The sequence below is a fragment of the Pararhodobacter sp. genome (genome assembly GCF_034676545.1).
Classification (GTDB): Bacteria; Pseudomonadota; Alphaproteobacteria; order Rhodobacterales; family Rhodobacteraceae; genus Pararhodobacter.
In genome coordinates this window covers 2,894,606-2,909,904 of record NZ_JAUCBZ010000015.1, presented here as the reverse complement: position 1 = coordinate 2,909,904, position 15,299 = coordinate 2,894,606, and the positions used below count along the sequence as shown (strand labels likewise).

Genomic DNA, 15,299 nt, shown 5'->3' with positions numbered 1-15,299 from the left:
TCGCAATGGCGGGCTTGAAAGTTCAATTTGACGTTGAATCCGGTGGAAACGTCCCTGCTCAATTCGCGGTGCAATGCGCCCCGGTGGGCGCGGCACCGGACCCCAGAGCAAAAGCCGCCGGGAATTGGAATGGGTCGGGCAGGCCGGTGGCGCGGGCATCCCAGACCACCAGCGCACCAATCAGCGCCAGTGATATCAGGCCGATCCGGGGGCGGGACATCACGCTCATGGCGTCACCATTGCGCGCGGTGTGATCAGCACGAAGGGGCGCAGTTTCAAACCCAGCACCGAGCCGACAAAGGCCGCTGCGAACCAGGCCCAGCCATGCAGGCTGCCGCTGGAAATGCCGGAAAAGAACGCGCCGACATTGCACCCCAGCGCGACACGGCTGGAATAGCCCAGCACGATCCCGGCCAGCAACACCAAGCCCCAGCCACGCCACGCCAGCGCCATACTCGGCGCACCGGGCGTCGCACGCGCGCGCATCACCAGAAAGGCCCCAAGGATCAGCCCGATATCGGTCAACGAGGTCACATCGGTCAGGATGCTGGCCTCGAGGCGGCTGGCGTTCGCCGGGTTGGCCCAGAAGGCCACGCCGCCCAGATCAGCGCCCGCGGCCTGCGCCACCTTGGCCCCCCACAACCCCAGACCATAGACAATGCCCCAGGTCTGCCCCGCGACCGCCAGGTTGGCCACCGCCAGCGCCGCCAGCAGCAGCGCCGCCAGCAGCAACCGCGCGGGCGGGCGGCGCTTGCCGGGGGCGGCGCGCATCGTGATGCCCGCGGCGACCAGCGCCAAGGCAATCAGCGTCAGCCCCAAACCGCCCATCGGCCCGGCCAGCGACTGCGCCGAGGCCAGTGGCAACCGGCCAAGGCCAGCCCAGAAATCCGTGTGCAGCGTGCCCAGAAACGCCCCGGCGACGAAACCGATCAGCGCCATCAGGCCGATCTGATTGCCCGACCCGGCATTGACCAGCGTGCCCGAGCCACAGCCCATCACCACCTGCATTGCCGCGCCAAACACGAACGCGCCCAGGATCATGCCGATGCCGATCGGCGCATGCGCCGGGGATAATTCCAACGGATTGGCCGCCAGCAGCGGAAAGATCACCGCCGCCGTCACGCCAATCGCCAGCAGTTGCGCCAGCAGCCCGCGTGCGTCGCGCTCGACGATCATCGCGCGCCACGGCCCGGCAAAACCGAACCGCAACCCCTCCAGCACCAGCCCGAAGCCGATGCCGATCGCCAGCAAGACGCCCGCGCGTGGTCCTGCCGCCAGCGCCGTGGCGCCGACCAGCGCCAGCGCCAGCGCGGCCAGTCCCAACCGACGCGCGCGCATCAGAACAGGCTCGACACCCACCGCGTCGAGGCGCGATAGGCATAGACCAGACGGTTCGGCGCATTGTCGCGCGGCAGGTTCAGCGCGGTGTATTCGGCCATGCTCTCGGCATAGAGGCGCACGTCGTCATACTGCGCCAATTCGCTCAACGCGAACCAGTTGATCGCGGCCCAATGCCCGGTGTTGCAAAAGCTCACGGCGGTCGTGGCACCGGTATAGCCGGCCTCGGCGGCGATCTGGCGGATTTGCTCGGCCCCGACCAGACGGCTGCCATCAAAGAATTGCTCATAGGTCAGATTTTGCGCGCCGTGGATCGTGCCGGGTGCGGCCACCGACCAGGTCGAGCCGTCAAAGAACGCGGCGGGGCGTGCGTCCAGCAAACGCGCGTCGCCCGCTTCCGCCAGTGCTGTGACATCCGCCGTCGAGGCCCGCCAATCCTCGCTCCACTGCGCCTGATAGTCGCTGGGAAAGAACGTGGCCGGCGCGGTTTGCACGGGCAGATTGGCGGCGGTCCAGGCGGCAAAGCCGCCGTTCAGCAGCGCCAGATCCTCGATTCCCAGCGATTTCAACGTCCAATACACCCGCGCGGCGGCGCCCATATCGGTCGCGTCGCGGCCCGAATGCACCACCACGACCGGGGTGTCGGTGTCGATGCCCAGTTCCTGCACGACAAGTTGCAGATGCTCCAGATCGCGCAGCGCGCCGGGGTTCGGCATATCCGAGCGCCACGAGGCATAGGGCGACCATCCCGCCTCGGGGATATGACCCTGCGCGTAATCGCCGGTGATATGCACCACGCGGATCTCGTCGCCATAGGTGTCCAGATAGCCGGCCAATTGCGCGGGCTCCAGCAGCGGCGACCAGCCTTCGGGCGCTTCGGCCTTGGCGGCCATCGGCGCCAAGGTGACGCTGAGCGCGGCGGAAAGGGCAAGGGCGGGCGTGAAATTCGAGGCGTCAAACCGGATCATCGCGTGTCTCCATCAAAGCTGGCCCAAGGCGGGTTCGGGCCTGTCTGACGGGGATCTGGCATTGGCGGCGGCGCTGGGCAAGCGTCAGGCGCGGCCGTGACGCGGTGCGGAGGCGACGCGATTTCCGGCCGGTGCCGGGTCTTGCGAACAGGCGTTCCGCGATCGAGGCCCAAGTTGGAAAGTCATTGCCGCCCAGCCGGGGCGAGGGCGATCACTGATCTTATTGCGCCGCGCGGTCTGACGGGGTGCGCAAAGAGGGGGCGGGCACAAGGCCCGCCCGCCCCCGGGACGAAATCTGATCAGCCGGTGACTTGTTCGCGCAGAATCGCGGCGGTCATCGAGATCATCAGGTACAGCCCGGAAAAGATCAGGAACGCCAGCGCCGTATTCTCGAAGGCGCGCGGATAGGTGGCCTCGTCGGGGGCGATCGGGCTGACGCCAAGCGACAGATAGCGCACCTGCCGATTGGCCTCGATGCGCGAGGCTTCCATGGTTTGCATCGCTTGCGCCAGCAACATCTGACGCGTTGCGACATCGCTTTCGGCCATGACCAGTTCGCGCTGGACCCGGGCCAGCGAGGTGCCATCCGCGCCGCCTTGGGTCAGGGCCGCCCGCAGCGCGGCAATCTGCGTTTCCAGCGAGTTGATCCGGCGTTCTGCCTGTGCCAGTCGCGCCCGGTTGGGGCGGGCATTGGCCATGATGTCATCGAGGCTCAACCGCTCCTGGTTCAGCATCGTCTCAAGCGAGGTGATCTGTTGCGTCAGCAGCGTGACCTCCACCTCGCTCGACAGGATCTGATACCGCTCTTGCAGTTCCAGAACCCGCATTTGCGCGGCGTTCATCTGTGCCTCGGCCATTTCGACGCTTTCCGAGGCGTCGGTCATCTGGTTTTCGCGCAGCCGCTGGGTCAGTTGGTCCACCTGTTCTTCGGCATAGCGCACCAGTGCCCGGGCGAATTCCTCGCTGGTTGCGGGGTCGGCGGCCAGAACTTCCATCTGAATGAACCCCTCGGTGGGGTCATAGGCCACGCGCACCATGTCTTGATAGAGCCGGTAGGCGGCTTCATTGGTGGCATCCTCGGGCAGACGGAGCAGGGGGTCGATCTCGCTTTGCTGGAAATAGGCTTTGAAGCCGAATTCTTCATCCAGCCGCCGCATCGCATCGCGCGATTGCAGATAGCTTTGCACCGTGCCGTTTTCGGTCAGCCCGCTGATCGGGCTGGCCCCCATCATGCCCGCCAGACCGCCCGCGGCGGCACCTTGACTATCGGCTTGCTGGATCACGAATTCGGAATTGGTGGCATAAAGCGGCGTCGCGATCACATAGAAATACCAGGCCGTGATCAGCGTCGGCAGGCCGACGAACACCAGCAGCCGCGTGCCCAGCAGCGCCATGCGCCGCCGCCGCCGCCGCGCGATATCCACCTGAATTCTGGAGATTTCGGCCTTGCGTGTGCTCTCGCCGGGTTTCTCGGGCTCGGTCTTGGCGGGTGGCGGGGCCTGGCGGTAGGCTTTTGGCAATTGCGGCTGGTCGGTGGTGGTCAGCGCGCGGCTGTTGCTGGCTTTGCTTTGATCGCGCACGATGTCCAGAAGCGTCGAGGCCTCGAACGGGTCGATCCCGCGTGCGCGCAACATGCGCACCGCCTCCAGGCCGCTGGTGGCCTTGATCCCGTTGCGCTGCGCGACCCGCATCGCCATGCGCAGCTGCCGCCCGGTCAATTCTTCGGCGCGGATCGCCTCGATCTCGGCCTCGGCGCGCGGTGAGCCGCCAACATCGGCGGCATGATCCTCTGGCGTTGCGCGCGTGGTGCGGGGCGTTTCCTGTGCTGCGGGCTTGGGGTGCGCGGATGTTTCGGCACCGGTCGGGCGGGCGGCTTGGCGAGCCGCCGTATCCGGGGTTGCCGAGGGGGGCGTTGCCGGGCCTGCTTCCTCATCGAACAGCGCCGTCGACCCCGTAGCCGCCGCGCGTGTGGTCTCGACCGGTTGCGCGGCCGCCGCCCGCCGGGCGGCGCGCTCGGCCTCGGGCGAAGCCGCCAGCGTGCGCTCGGGCGTGGGCCGCGCCGCCGCAGGCCCAGAGGTCGGCGCGCGTTGCGGCGCGACCGTGGTGCGCAGCGCGGCGCTGCTGTCATCGCCGAGGCGCAGGCGGAACCGTCTAGCTTTGGGTTTCGTAGTCATAGATGGATTTTGCTTCTTCCAGCGTGTCAAAGAATTGCAACTGGCCTTCACGCAGGACAGCGGCCGACTTGCAGTATCGTTCCAGGGTTTCGGCTTGGTGCGAGACGATCAACACGGTCGCCTGTTCCAGCCGTTCCTTCAGGATCGCCCCGGCACGGCGATTGAAACTGACGTCCGTGGTGGCCGGCATCCCCTCATCGACAAGATACAGATCGAATTCGATGGCCAGCATCAGCGAAAAGGCGAACCGCGCGCGCATCCCGGCACTATAGGTTCCGACCGCCATATCAAAGTAGTCACCAATATCGCACAACCAGCGACAAAAAGCTTCCACTTCATCGGCGTCGAGTTGATACAGCCGCGCGATGTAGCGGGCGTTTTCGGTGGCCGTGTGACGGTGGTTGATACCGCCCATGAATCCCAGCGGAAACGACACCCGGCAGGCCCGTGTGATGGTGCCGTCATCGGGCTTTTCCAGCCCGGCCATCATGTTGATGATCGTCGTCTTGCCCGATCCGTTGGGGGCCAATATCCCCATCGAATTCCCCAATTCGATGCGAAATGAGGCTTGGTGCAGGATCACCTTGTTGGTCCTGCCCGTCCAGAAAGATTTGCTGACGTTGTAGAACTCCAGCATCGATACGCCTCATTGTCCCGGCCCGCCGATGCCATCATCGCACAAAGGGCTTAACGGGAGTTTGCTTGCAACCTCTTATATCTGGGGCCGTCAAGGTCAGGATCAAGCGCCAACTATGCCGCAATCCGGGCCGCGACGGTAGTGAAAACTCTGTGTTCAGCCGTGCTTGGTGGGGCGACGGGTTTACTTTGCGCGCAACAACGCCCAAATCCGGGCCGTGAACCGCGCAAACCAGGGGCCGTTGATGCCAGATGAACCGCAAACCCGCTCGGCGCAGACCGGGCTTGATGACGCGATGCGCCGCATGGCCGCCGCGCCCGACGAGACCACCGCGCGCCTGACCTTCCACGCCGAACTCAGCCGGGCAGAGCTGTTTGTCCTGCTTGACGCCGAGATCAGCGGTGACCGGATGCGGCCGCGTGTGTTCGATCTGTCCGACGGACGCGCGGTGCTGGCCTTTGGCTCCGAGATGCAATTGGCCGATTTTGCGGGCGATGCCGCGGCTTACGCCGCTTTGCCGGGGCGGGTGCTGGTGTCGATGCTGGCCGCCGGGGCCGAGCCGTTGTCGCTGTTGATCGGCCCCGATGTGGACCACGCCGCACTTCTGGACCCCGCAGCCCTGCGGTGGCTCGACCAGACCCTCTCGGCCCCGCCCCCGGACGAGGCGCAGGCCACGCCCGAGCGGTTCACCGCGCCGGACCTGCCCGGCTCTGTCCTGTCGCTGCTGATCCCGGCCTTGGAGCGCCGCCTGTCCGGCCTGCCCGGGCTCGAAATCGGTTATTCTGGCGGGTGCTCAATGGCAGGGTGGGGCGCGCGGGCATGTGTTGGCCCTGACCGGTTTGCCCGAAAACGCGCAGGCCCCCATCGCCCGCGCCGTGGTCGAGGCCCTCTCGCTGTCCGGGCTGGAGGCCGGGGCGCTGGATGTGGTCTTTCCGCCCGCCGCCTCGATGCCGGCGATTGCCGCCGTGGGCCTTGCCCTGACGCCTGCGCCCTTTGTCATGCCCGAGGAGCAGATCATTTCGCCCAACGATCAGCCCGGCGCCAATCCCGGCCTTGACCCGACCCGGCCGCCAAAGCTTAGATAGACCGGAACCCGGCAACACCGCGCCGCCGTTGCGCGAATGGACCCCTGAAACGGCTTGGAGATCGTCATGTTCGAACGCATCGGGCAGTTTCTCGGACATTACCTGGAGTTCGAGCGCCCCAGCAAACAGACCTATATCTCGCAAGACTACGACGCCTTGTGCAGCACCATCCGCGTGGGCGACGTGCTGCTGGTCGAGGGGCGGGCGAAAATCTCGACCGGGATCAAATACCTGACGCAAAGCACATGGTCTCATGCCGCACTTTGTGTGCAGGATTCAACAAATGGCTTGCCGGCGGAATTGGTCGAGGTCACGCTGGAGGATGGCTGTCATCGGCTGCCCTTGGCCAAATACCGGGGTTACAACACGCGGATCTGCCGGGCTTGGGGGTTGAACGAGCAAGAGCGTCTGATCGTCGCGAATTACGCGTTGGACCGGATCGGGCTGCAATATGACATGCGCAACATTTACGATCTGCTGCGCTATCTGTTCCCGACCCCGCCGATTCCGATTCGCTGGCGGCGGCGCATGATAACCTTTGGCTCGGGTGATCCGACCCGGGCGATCTGTTCGTCACTGATCGCGCAGGCTTTTCAGTCGGTGAATTTCCCGATCCTGCCCAGTATCGAGATGATCAGCGCCTCGGGCGGCAACCACTGGCACCACAAGGAGGTCTGGCACATCCGGCATTATTCGATGTTCATGCCGCGTGATTTCGACCTTTCGCCGTTTTTCGAGGTGGTCAAACCCACGTTGCGCCGCGGCTTCGATTTTCGGCGCATTCCCTGGGCCGCCGAGGATGAATCGTCCACCGAGTCCGGTCCCGACCGGGCAAACGGGACCCAAGAGCCGATGGAAAAACTGGGGTAATATAATACCCAATTTATAAGCCATTGTTTTGCAATGCTTATTCCAACTCCAACCCTCTTGACCTGCCCAAGCAAATCGCTAGAACACCCGCATCCGACGTGGGCATCTGGTCTGCGTCCGACTTCATTTCTCTTTTCAGGGTAGACCATGAAAACCTACACCGCAAAACCAGCGGAGATCGAAAAGAAGTGGATCCTGATCGACGCCGAAGGCGTTGTTCTGGGCCGCCTCGCCACGATCGTCGCCAGCTTGCTTCGCGGCAAGCACAAGCCGACCTTCACGCCGCACATGGATATGGGCGACAACGTGATCATCATCAACGCCGACAAGGTGCAGATGACCGGCAACAAGCGCGCTGACAAGCGTTACTACTGGCACACCGGCCACCCGGGCGGCATCAAGTTCCGCACGGCAGAGCAAGTGCTGGAAGGCGCGCACCCGGAGCGCGTCGTCACCAAAGCGGTCGAGCGCATGATTTCGCGCAACAGCCTGGGCGCCCAGCAGATGACCAATCTGCGCGTCTATGCCGGCGCCGAACATCCGCACGAAGCCCAGCAGCCGACCGTGCTCGACGTCAAGGCGATGAACCCGAAAAATACCCGGAGCGCTCAATAATGGCTGACGAGATCAAATCACTCGACGCGTTGAAAGACGCCGTCGCCGGTGCGGCATCGACCGCCGCTGCCGCCACCTCCTCGGCTGGTTCCGAAGCCGCCGCCCCCCGTGAACCCATGCGCGACGCGCTGGGCCGCGCCTATGCCACCGGCAAGCGCAAGGACGCCATCGCACGCGTCTGGATCAAGCCGGGAACCGGCAAGGTCACGGTGAACGGCAAGGAAATCAACGCGTATTTCGCCCGCCCCGTGCTGCAAATGATCCTCAAGCAGCCGTTCCAGATTGCCAATGTCGAAGGCCAGTTCGACGTGATGGCCACCGTTGTCGGTGGCGGTCTCTCGGGCCAGGCAGGTGCGGTCAAGCACGGGATTTCAAAGGCGCTCCAGCTTTATGAACCCTCGCTGCGTCCGGCTCTGAAGGCCGCTGGCTTCCTGACCCGCGACAGCCGCGTTGTGGAACGCAAGAAATACGGCAAGCGCAAAGCCCGCCGCAGCTTCCAGTTCTCGAAGCGCTGATTGCGAACCCTACAACGTCGAAGCGCGGTCCCTCGGGGCCGCGTTTTTCGTTTACTCGTGCCAATAGACCCAAGGCGGCTGACGCAGGTTCTCCACCGCATAGCGCAACTCATCCGCGCCATTCGCCACCGCACTCCGGGCGCAAACCTGATCCAACTCGGGCAAATCGCCGCGCGCGTAAATCCACACCGTGTAATGCTGCGCCCAGATCAGAACGCAACGCTCGCTCAGGCCCTGCTCGGCCACATACGCCCACAGTGCCGCATGGCGATCGGGCAGATCCCGGATCCCCTCGGCATTGCCGAAAAACGTCACCACATCCGGGGCATAGGCGCGCACCACATCCAGCGTCAGCCCGTCACGCGCCACCATCCGGCTGCCCAGCCCGATGGTGTCCAACGCCGGAATACCCGCATGAAACGCCGGTGCGCCCGCGTCCCCCATGGCAAGGGCGCTGACCCGCCCGTCCTGCGCCAAATGGTTCAGCGTGCGCCCCAGAGCCACATGACTGTCCAGCAGGCGCGGGTAATAATTGGCGATCCCCAGATGATCGCCCAACCCCCGCGCATGCACCGCGAACCCTGCCAGATACGCGACGATCCCCAAGGTGATCCAGCCGCGCCCCGATTGACGACGCGACACCGCCCAGCCCCAATACAGCGCCAACGGCAACACGATCTGAAACGGAAATCGTTGCAGGTAGTTCATCAAAAGGTCAGACGAGGCATAAGAGTAGCCGACCGCCCCGAAATACAGCACCATCGCCACGCCGGTGCGCCGGTTGCCAAACGCCAGGACCGCCAAGGCGGGCAGGGTATAGGGCAGGATCGTCAGCGCCTGTGCCACGGTAATTCCGTCGCCGGACTTGATGAAATAGGTGTTTGGCAACAACTCGCCAAATTGCCACAGATGAAACCCGAAATAGGCCAGCGCCACGCCGCCCAGCACGGCGATCTGGCGCAGCATGACCGCGCGCGGCAGCCCGGATGCCGGGTCCTGCGGGCGCAGATGCGCCGCGATCAGCATCGCCGGATATAGGCCATACAACAGCCACGCCTCGGGCCGGGTCAGCACCAGCAACAGCACGCACAGCAAGGCGGCCCGCCATTTCTGCTGCTCGGCATAGATGAAAAACAGCGCCAGGGCGCCACAATAGACCGTGGTTTCCAACCCTGAAAAGGTATGCGCCACGCTGGCCGGGATCACCAAAATCACCATCAGGACAAACAGCAACCGGGCCTTGTCGCCCGCCTCGCGCAGCAACAGCACGCCCAGCACCGCCAGCGTGATCAACGACACCAGCTTGAACGCCAGGACCACATCCAGCCCCAGCGCCGCGGGCACAATCGACAGCGCCGCAAAGATCGGGTTGGTATAGGCCTGCGTCAGGTCAAACGTGCTGGGGTTATAGCCCCAGATGCCATGCGACATCAGGTTCCGCCCATAACGCCATGTAATAAAAGCATCATCGACGGTGAAGCGGGAGAATATCCACAGGTTCGCCAGCGCCGGCAGCGCCAGCAAACCCGTCAACACAGACAATGCGGGGGGCGGTTTCACGGCGGCGCTCCAATTCCTGCAGCAGGGACGGCGCGACGATAGTCGGCGGTGGGGCGACTGTCCAGAAAGCAACCCGCCCTTGCGACGGCGCGGGTTCTCTCTATTCTGACGCAAACTCAAGACCATAGGCATCCCATGTACACCCCGTCTCATTTCGCCGAAGCTGACCGCGCCGAGATCGAAAACCTGCTGCTTGCGCACCCTTTGGCCGCCTTGGTCGCGCATACGGACGCGGGTCTGGTGGTCAACCACATCCCCGTGTTGCGTGACGGCGCGGAGTTCATCGGCCATATCGCCTTGGCCAATGACCTGCACCGCGCGTATGTCGCCAATACGCCCGTTGTGGCGATTTTCACCGCCTCTGATGGCTATGTCAGCCCCAATTGGTACCCGTCAAAAGCGGCAACTCATGAGGCCGTGCCAACGTGGAATTATCAGGCAATTCATGTGCATGGGGTTTTGGAGTTCACCCATGACGACGCGCAAAAGCGTCGTATTCTCAATCAGTTGACCCGGCATTTCGAGGTCCGCTCCAATGGTGATCGCGCATGGCGCATGGGGGATGCGCCCGCGGCATTCCTGCAGGACCGGCTCGATGCGATTGTCGCGTTTCGGTTGATCGTCACCCGGCTTGATGCGAAATCCAAGCTCAGCCAAAACCGCGCGCGCGCCGATTCCGAGGCCGTTGCCGAGGAGTTCGCGCGGCACGGCAATGCGGCCATGAGCGCGGCGATGCGTCGGGCGTGGCGCGAATGATTGACCGGACGGTCACACATCTGTGCGGAATCGCGGAATCACAGGTCTAGGCTCTTGCCCCGACCGGGCCAAATGCCTAAACGGAGCGCATCGCAGCGTCAGCACCATTCCAAAGGGTCCGATCATGCAGCCTTGGCTCAGCCATCCATTCGACGATGACAAGCTGAAAGAGGAGTGTGGCGTTTTTGGCGTCATCGGCGTTGCCGACGCGGCCAATTTCGTTGCTCTGGGCCTCCACGCCTTGCAACATCGCGGGCAAGAGGCCGGGGGCATCATCACCCACAGCCCGCAACAGGGGTTCCAATCCGCGCATCGGTTCGGCCTCGTGCGCGACAACTTCACCTCGGCCAAGCTGATGGAAACGCTGCCCGGCGCGATTGGCCTCGGGCATGTGCGCTATTCGACCGCCGGCTCCAAAGGGGCCACCGCGATCCGCGATGTGCAGCCCTTCTTTGGCGAATTCGCGATGGGCGGGGCGGCGATTGCCCATAATGGCAACATCACCAACGCCGCCGCGATTCGCCGCGAACTCATTGATCGCGGGTCGATTTTTCAATCCTCCTCGGATAGCGAATGCATCATTCACCTGATGGCGCGCTCGATCCAGAAAACCATCGCCGAGCGCCTGAAAGACGCGCTGCGCCGGGTCGAGGGGGCGTTTTCCATCGTGGCCATGACCCGCACCAAGCTGATCGGCGCGCGTGACGGTCTGGGCGTGCGCCCGCTGGTTCTGGGCAAGCTGGGCGACGGTTGGGTCCTGTCGTCCGAGACCTGCGCGCTGGACATCATCGGCGCCGAATTCATCCGCGAGATCGAGCCGGGCGAGATGGTCGTCATCGACGCCAAGGGCGTGACCTCCTCGCGGCCCTTCGAGCGCGCGCAATCGCGCTTCTGCATCTTCGAGCATGTCTATTTCAGCCGCCCTGATTCGATTCTGGGCGGGCGCTCGGTCTATGAAACCCGCCGCCAGATCGGCGTGGAACTGGCCCGCGAAGCCCCGGTCGAGGCGGATCTGGTGTGCCCGGTGCCCGATTCGGGCACGCCCGCGGCGATCGGTTTCAGCCAGGAATCCGGCATTCCCTATGCCATGGGCATCGTGCGCAACCAATATATGGGCCGCACCTTCATCGAGCCCTCCGAGCAGATCCGCAACATGGGCGTGCGGCTGAAGCTCAACGTCAACCGTGCGCTGGTCAAGGGCAAGCGGATCGTGCTGGTCGATGACAGCGTCGTGCGCGGCACCACCAGCCTCAAGATCAAGGAAATGATCCTCGAAGCCGGGGCCGCCGAGGTCCATTTCCGCATCGCCAGCCCGCCGACCCAATGGCCGTGCTTTTACGGTGTGGATACGCCCGAACGCTCCAAGCTGCTGGCCGCGAACATGACCGAGGAGCAGATGCGCGTCTATATCGGCGTGCAAAGCCTCAAGTTCATCTCGCTTGACGGGCTTTATCGCGCGGCCGGCGAGGCCAAGGGCCGCAACTCGGCTTGCCCGCAATTCTGCGACGCCTGTTTTTCGGGCGATTATCCGATTGCCCCTTCGGATATGATCGAACGTGGGTTCATGGTGAAAGCCGCCGAATAACCGACTGAAGTAAAACAAGAAAAAGGGGTGCGCCAGCAACCCCTTTTAATGTCTTACAATATATGTCTGACAATTGCGCCAGGTGCTATATCTGCACAGTCGGGTCCTCAAACCCTTGCGGCACATAGAGATTGTCGCGGCTCAATGCGTTGACGTCTTGAACGCCACAAAGCCCCATCGACACATCCAGCTCCTTGCGGATCACCTCCAGCGCCTTTGTCACGCCCTGCTGGCCATAGGCCCCCAGACCATACACAAAGGCCCGCCCGATATAGGTGCCCTGCGCACCCATCGCCAAGGCTTTCAGCACGTCCTGACCGCTGCGAATGCCGCTGTCCAGGTGCACTTCGATCTTGTCGCCGACCGCATCCATGATCATCGGCAACATGCGGATTGATGACATCGCGCCATCCAACTGCCGCCCGCCGTGGTTCGACACGATGATCGCGTCGGCGCCCACATTCAGCGCCTGTTTGGCGTCCTCGGCGTCCAGAATCCCCTTGATGATCAGCTTGCCGTCCCACATCGCCCGGAACTCGCGGATCCGGTTCCAATCCAGCGATTGATCAAACGCCTCGGCCGTCCAGGTATGCAACGACCCAGGGTCCGTCACCCCATGCGCATGGCCGACGATATTGCCGAAAAACCGCCGTTTGGTGCCCAACATGCCAAGGCCCCAATGCACCTTGGTCATCATGTCGGCGACGCTTTTCACCGTCAGTTTTGGCGGCGCGCTCAACCCGTTTTTCAGGTCCTTGTGGCGCTGTCCCAGCAGTTGCAGATCGACCGTGATCACCGCCGCCGAGCATTTCGCGGCCTTGGCCCGGTCGAACAGGCGGCGCATGAAATCATCGTCCTTCAGCGTATAAACCTGCATCCAGAACGGCTTGGAGGTGTTTTCTGCGACATCTTCGATCGAACAGATCGACATGGTCGACAGGGTGAAGGGCACGCCGAACGCCTCGGCGGCCTTCGCGGCCTTGATCTCGCCGTCGGCGCATTGCATCCCGGTCAGGCCAACCGGCGCCAAGGCGACCGGCATCGACACCGCCTCGCCGATCATCGTCGAGGCCGTCGAGCGGTTGTTCATATCCATCGCGACCCGCTGGCGCAGCCGTATCTTGCTGAAATCGCTGGTATTCTCGCGGAAAGTCTGTTCCGTCCAACTGCCGGATTCGCAATAGTCGTAAAACATGCGCGGGGTGCGCCGTTCGTAAATCTTGCGCAAATCCTCGATGGTGGTGATGACTGGCATAGGGCTCCCTTCCCGCGAATTGGTAAGGTTTGTTTACCACTGGCTCGGGGCTCTGGCAAGCGCACTGCGCATCTCGGGGAGGGGTGTCAAGGGGGGCCGGGCAAGGCCATTGACCGGCCCGGCTTTCAGAATTCCTTGCGCATCATCCGATCAACCGACAGTTTGCCACCGCCCAGGGCCGCGATGATCGCCGCGCCAGCCGTCCAGAACAGCGAGTTCAGCTCTGCTTTCAGCTGCACGCCGGTCGGGCTGGACAAGAAACGCGCGCCGCCATCGGCCAGCAACTGTCGCTGTCCGGCGCCGGTCAGCAGGTCGGTATTGGCGTTCAGGTATTCGATCCCCGCCGGGGTCAGGAACGCATCGCCATAGGGATGAGTCACATGAAACCAATAGGTTACCAGCAGCATGATGGCATTGGCGAGGGCCGCAGGCCGGGTCAGGACGCCGAAGACGATCAGCAAGCCGCCGACGAAATTCGTGACCGCGATCAGCGGCGAGAAAAACCAGCCCGGGCCGATGCCAAGGTTTTCGACAAAGCCCGCCAGCCCCATTGGGTTCTGAACCTTGTTCCAGCCCTCATATGCCAACATTCCGCCGATGATGATCCGGAACGCGAGCCATCCGACCGGCTGCGCAAAGCTGTTGTAGAAGCCGGAAAGGAACGGGAAATAGAGGCGGTCCCGCGTGGTCGTGAAATCTTGTGACATTGGGCTTCCTTTCTCTCGAACAGGATCGAGACGCGAAACACCGTCGTCTTTGGCTGGCCCCGACTTTGAAATCGCACGGTCTGGTCGGAGTGAAAGGCACGCAGAACGACTCAGGCAAGTGAGGACCATGGTACACCCGAACCAGCGCCCGGTGCCGCGATGGAATGTCGCATGGCCAGACGCCGATCATGGCGCGGCGCGCCGCCAAACAAGGGGGCGCGATGGTGATGGTTTGACGTCAGGTGTCAACGGTCGGCAGCCGCGCTGAAGCGCGCGAAACCCCGTGAGACGTCCTTGCCAACAGGTTAAGCCTGCAAGTCAAGCTCTTGATATTCAACGGTTGTGCAGATGTCCCACGGGGGGACAGCCGTCATCCCCGATGCGCGCCTTCGGCCAGCCCCGCGACAAATTTCAGAACCTCGTCAACCGGTTTTCCGGCGCCGATCTGCGCCACGATTGCCGAGCCCACCACGCATCCATCCGCCACCGACGCGATGTTTTCCGCCGCCTCGGGCGTGTTGATCCCGAACCCCACGATCACCGGCAGTTCGGTCTGTTTCTTGATCCGCGCCACCTCTGGGGCCACATCCGCCGCCTGCGCCGCCGCCGCGCCGGTAATCCCGGTGATCGACACATAATAGACGAACCCCGAGGTGTTCGTCAGAACCTTCGGCAGGCGTTTATCATCGGTCGTCGGCGTGGCCAGCCGGATGAAGTTCAGCCCCGCTTTCTGCGCCGGCAGGCACAGTTCCGCATCCTCCTCGGGCGGCAGGTCGACGATGATCAACCCGTCGATCCCCGCCTCGACAGCCTCAGTCAGAAACCGGTCGACGCCGCGCGAATAGATCGGGTTGTAATAGCCCATCAAGACAATCGGCGTCACATCATCACCCGCCCGGAACGCGCGCACCACGTCCAGAACCTTATCCACCGTCATCCCCTGATCGAGCGCCCGCTGACCCGCCAGTTGAATGGTCGAGCCATCGGCCATCGGATCGGTGAACGGCACGCCCAGTTCGATGATATCGACCCCCGCACCCGGCAAACCCTTCATCACCGTCAGCGAGGTCTCCAGATCCGGGTCGCCACACATGATATAGGTCACGAATGCCTTGCGCTTCTGGGCGCGCAGGCGGGCGAAAGTGTCGTCAATTCTGGTCATGGCGGTCCCCGGCTTGATCAACCATCGACTTGCACGGTCAGGCCGGGAAAATCAAGACCTCACGCGGGCCAA

Annotated in this window: 15 protein-coding genes; 6 read left to right on the top strand and 9 right to left on the bottom strand. The window is 63.5% G+C overall.

The genetic code is table 11. The features are described 5' to 3' along the window. Positions 1–58 precede the first annotated feature (58 nt). From VDQ28_RS17700 to VDQ28_RS17680, 5 genes are all read right to left on the bottom strand, one after another. On the bottom strand, positions 59–229 hold the full coding sequence (locus VDQ28_RS17700; protein ID WP_323037186.1) for a hypothetical protein: 171 nt from the start codon (positions 227–229) through the stop codon (positions 59–61). After that, positions 226–1,338, bottom strand: coding sequence for a YeeE/YedE family protein (locus VDQ28_RS17695; protein ID WP_323037185.1), 1,113 nt, complete (start codon positions 1,336–1,338; stop codon positions 226–228). Before VDQ28_RS17695 ends, VDQ28_RS17700 begins: the two co-directional genes overlap by 4 nt. Continuing rightward, a complete protein-coding gene (locus VDQ28_RS17690; RefSeq protein WP_323037184.1) occupies positions 1,338–2,306 on the bottom strand; it encodes a sulfurtransferase in 969 nt (322 codons plus the stop codon). Before VDQ28_RS17690 ends, VDQ28_RS17695 begins: the two co-directional genes overlap by 1 nt. A 299-nt stretch (positions 2,307–2,605) precedes the next feature. Next, on the bottom strand, positions 2,606–4,480 hold the full coding sequence (locus VDQ28_RS17685; protein WP_323037183.1) for a capsule biosynthesis protein: 1,875 nt from the start codon (positions 4,478–4,480) through the stop codon (positions 2,606–2,608). Further along, the gene (locus tag VDQ28_RS17680) at positions 4,458–5,117 is read right to left on the bottom strand and encodes an ABC transporter ATP-binding protein (protein ID WP_323037182.1); all 660 of its coding nucleotides are present in this window, start codon (positions 5,115–5,117) and stop codon (positions 4,458–4,460) included. Before VDQ28_RS17680 ends, VDQ28_RS17685 begins: the two co-directional genes overlap by 23 nt. 244 nt (positions 5,118–5,361) lie before the next feature. Here VDQ28_RS17680 and VDQ28_RS17675 point away from each other — a divergent pair, with 244 nt between their 5' ends. The 4 genes from VDQ28_RS17675 to rpsI all read left to right on the top strand — a co-directional run bounded on the left by VDQ28_RS17675 (position 5,362) and on the right by rpsI (position 8,202). Continuing rightward, entirely contained in the window at positions 5,362–6,174 is an 813-nt protein-coding gene (locus tag VDQ28_RS17675) for an SseB family protein (protein WP_323037181.1), read from the top strand. 94 nt (positions 6,175–6,268) lie between these two features. Then, positions 6,269–7,072, top strand: coding sequence for a lipo-like protein (locus tag VDQ28_RS17670; protein ID WP_323037180.1), 804 nt, complete (start codon positions 6,269–6,271; stop codon positions 7,070–7,072). A 147-nt stretch (positions 7,073–7,219) separates the two neighbouring features. Then, a complete protein-coding gene (gene rplM, locus VDQ28_RS17665; RefSeq protein WP_323037179.1) occupies positions 7,220–7,687 on the top strand; it encodes a 50S ribosomal protein L13 in 468 nt (155 codons plus the stop codon). Next, positions 7,687–8,202 (top strand): 30S ribosomal protein S9, encoded by a 516-nt coding sequence (gene rpsI, locus VDQ28_RS17660; protein WP_323037178.1) that lies wholly within the window; start codon positions 7,687–7,689, stop codon positions 8,200–8,202. Before rplM ends, rpsI begins: the two co-directional genes overlap by 1 nt. Before the next feature lie 51 nt (positions 8,203–8,253). Here the strand turns inward: rpsI and VDQ28_RS17655 are convergent, their stop codons facing one another. Next, positions 8,254–9,762 carry a hypothetical protein gene (locus tag VDQ28_RS17655; protein ID WP_323037177.1) on the bottom strand — a complete coding sequence of 503 codons (1,509 nt, stop codon included), beginning with the start codon at positions 9,760–9,762 and terminating at the stop codon, positions 8,254–8,256. Between the two features lie 135 nt (positions 9,763–9,897). Here VDQ28_RS17655 and VDQ28_RS17650 point away from each other — a divergent pair, with 135 nt between their 5' ends. Next, positions 9,898–10,518 (top strand): FMN-binding negative transcriptional regulator, encoded by a 621-nt coding sequence (locus VDQ28_RS17650; protein ID WP_323037176.1) that lies wholly within the window; start codon positions 9,898–9,900, stop codon positions 10,516–10,518. A gap of 124 nt (positions 10,519–10,642) precedes the next feature. Then, positions 10,643–12,103, top strand: a complete 1,461-nt coding sequence (gene purF / locus VDQ28_RS17645) for an amidophosphoribosyltransferase (protein WP_323037175.1) — start codon at positions 10,643–10,645, stop codon at positions 12,101–12,103. Between the two features lie 85 nt (positions 12,104–12,188). On the opposite strand, the gene VDQ28_RS17640 is transcribed toward purF, so the two are convergent. The 3 genes from VDQ28_RS17640 to trpA form a co-directional block, all read right to left on the bottom strand. Next, complete coding sequence (locus VDQ28_RS17640; protein WP_323037174.1) at positions 12,189–13,358, bottom strand: alpha-hydroxy acid oxidase; 1,170 nt, start codon at positions 13,356–13,358, stop codon at positions 12,189–12,191. 125 nt (positions 13,359–13,483) lie between these two features. Continuing rightward, entirely contained in the window at positions 13,484–14,065 is a 582-nt protein-coding gene (locus tag VDQ28_RS17635) for a DoxX family protein (RefSeq protein WP_323037173.1), read from the bottom strand. A 370-nt stretch (positions 14,066–14,435) separates the two neighbouring features. After that, entirely contained in the window at positions 14,436–15,227 is a 792-nt protein-coding gene (trpA, locus tag VDQ28_RS17630) for a tryptophan synthase subunit alpha (protein ID WP_323037172.1), read from the bottom strand. Positions 15,228–15,299 lie beyond the last annotated feature (72 nt).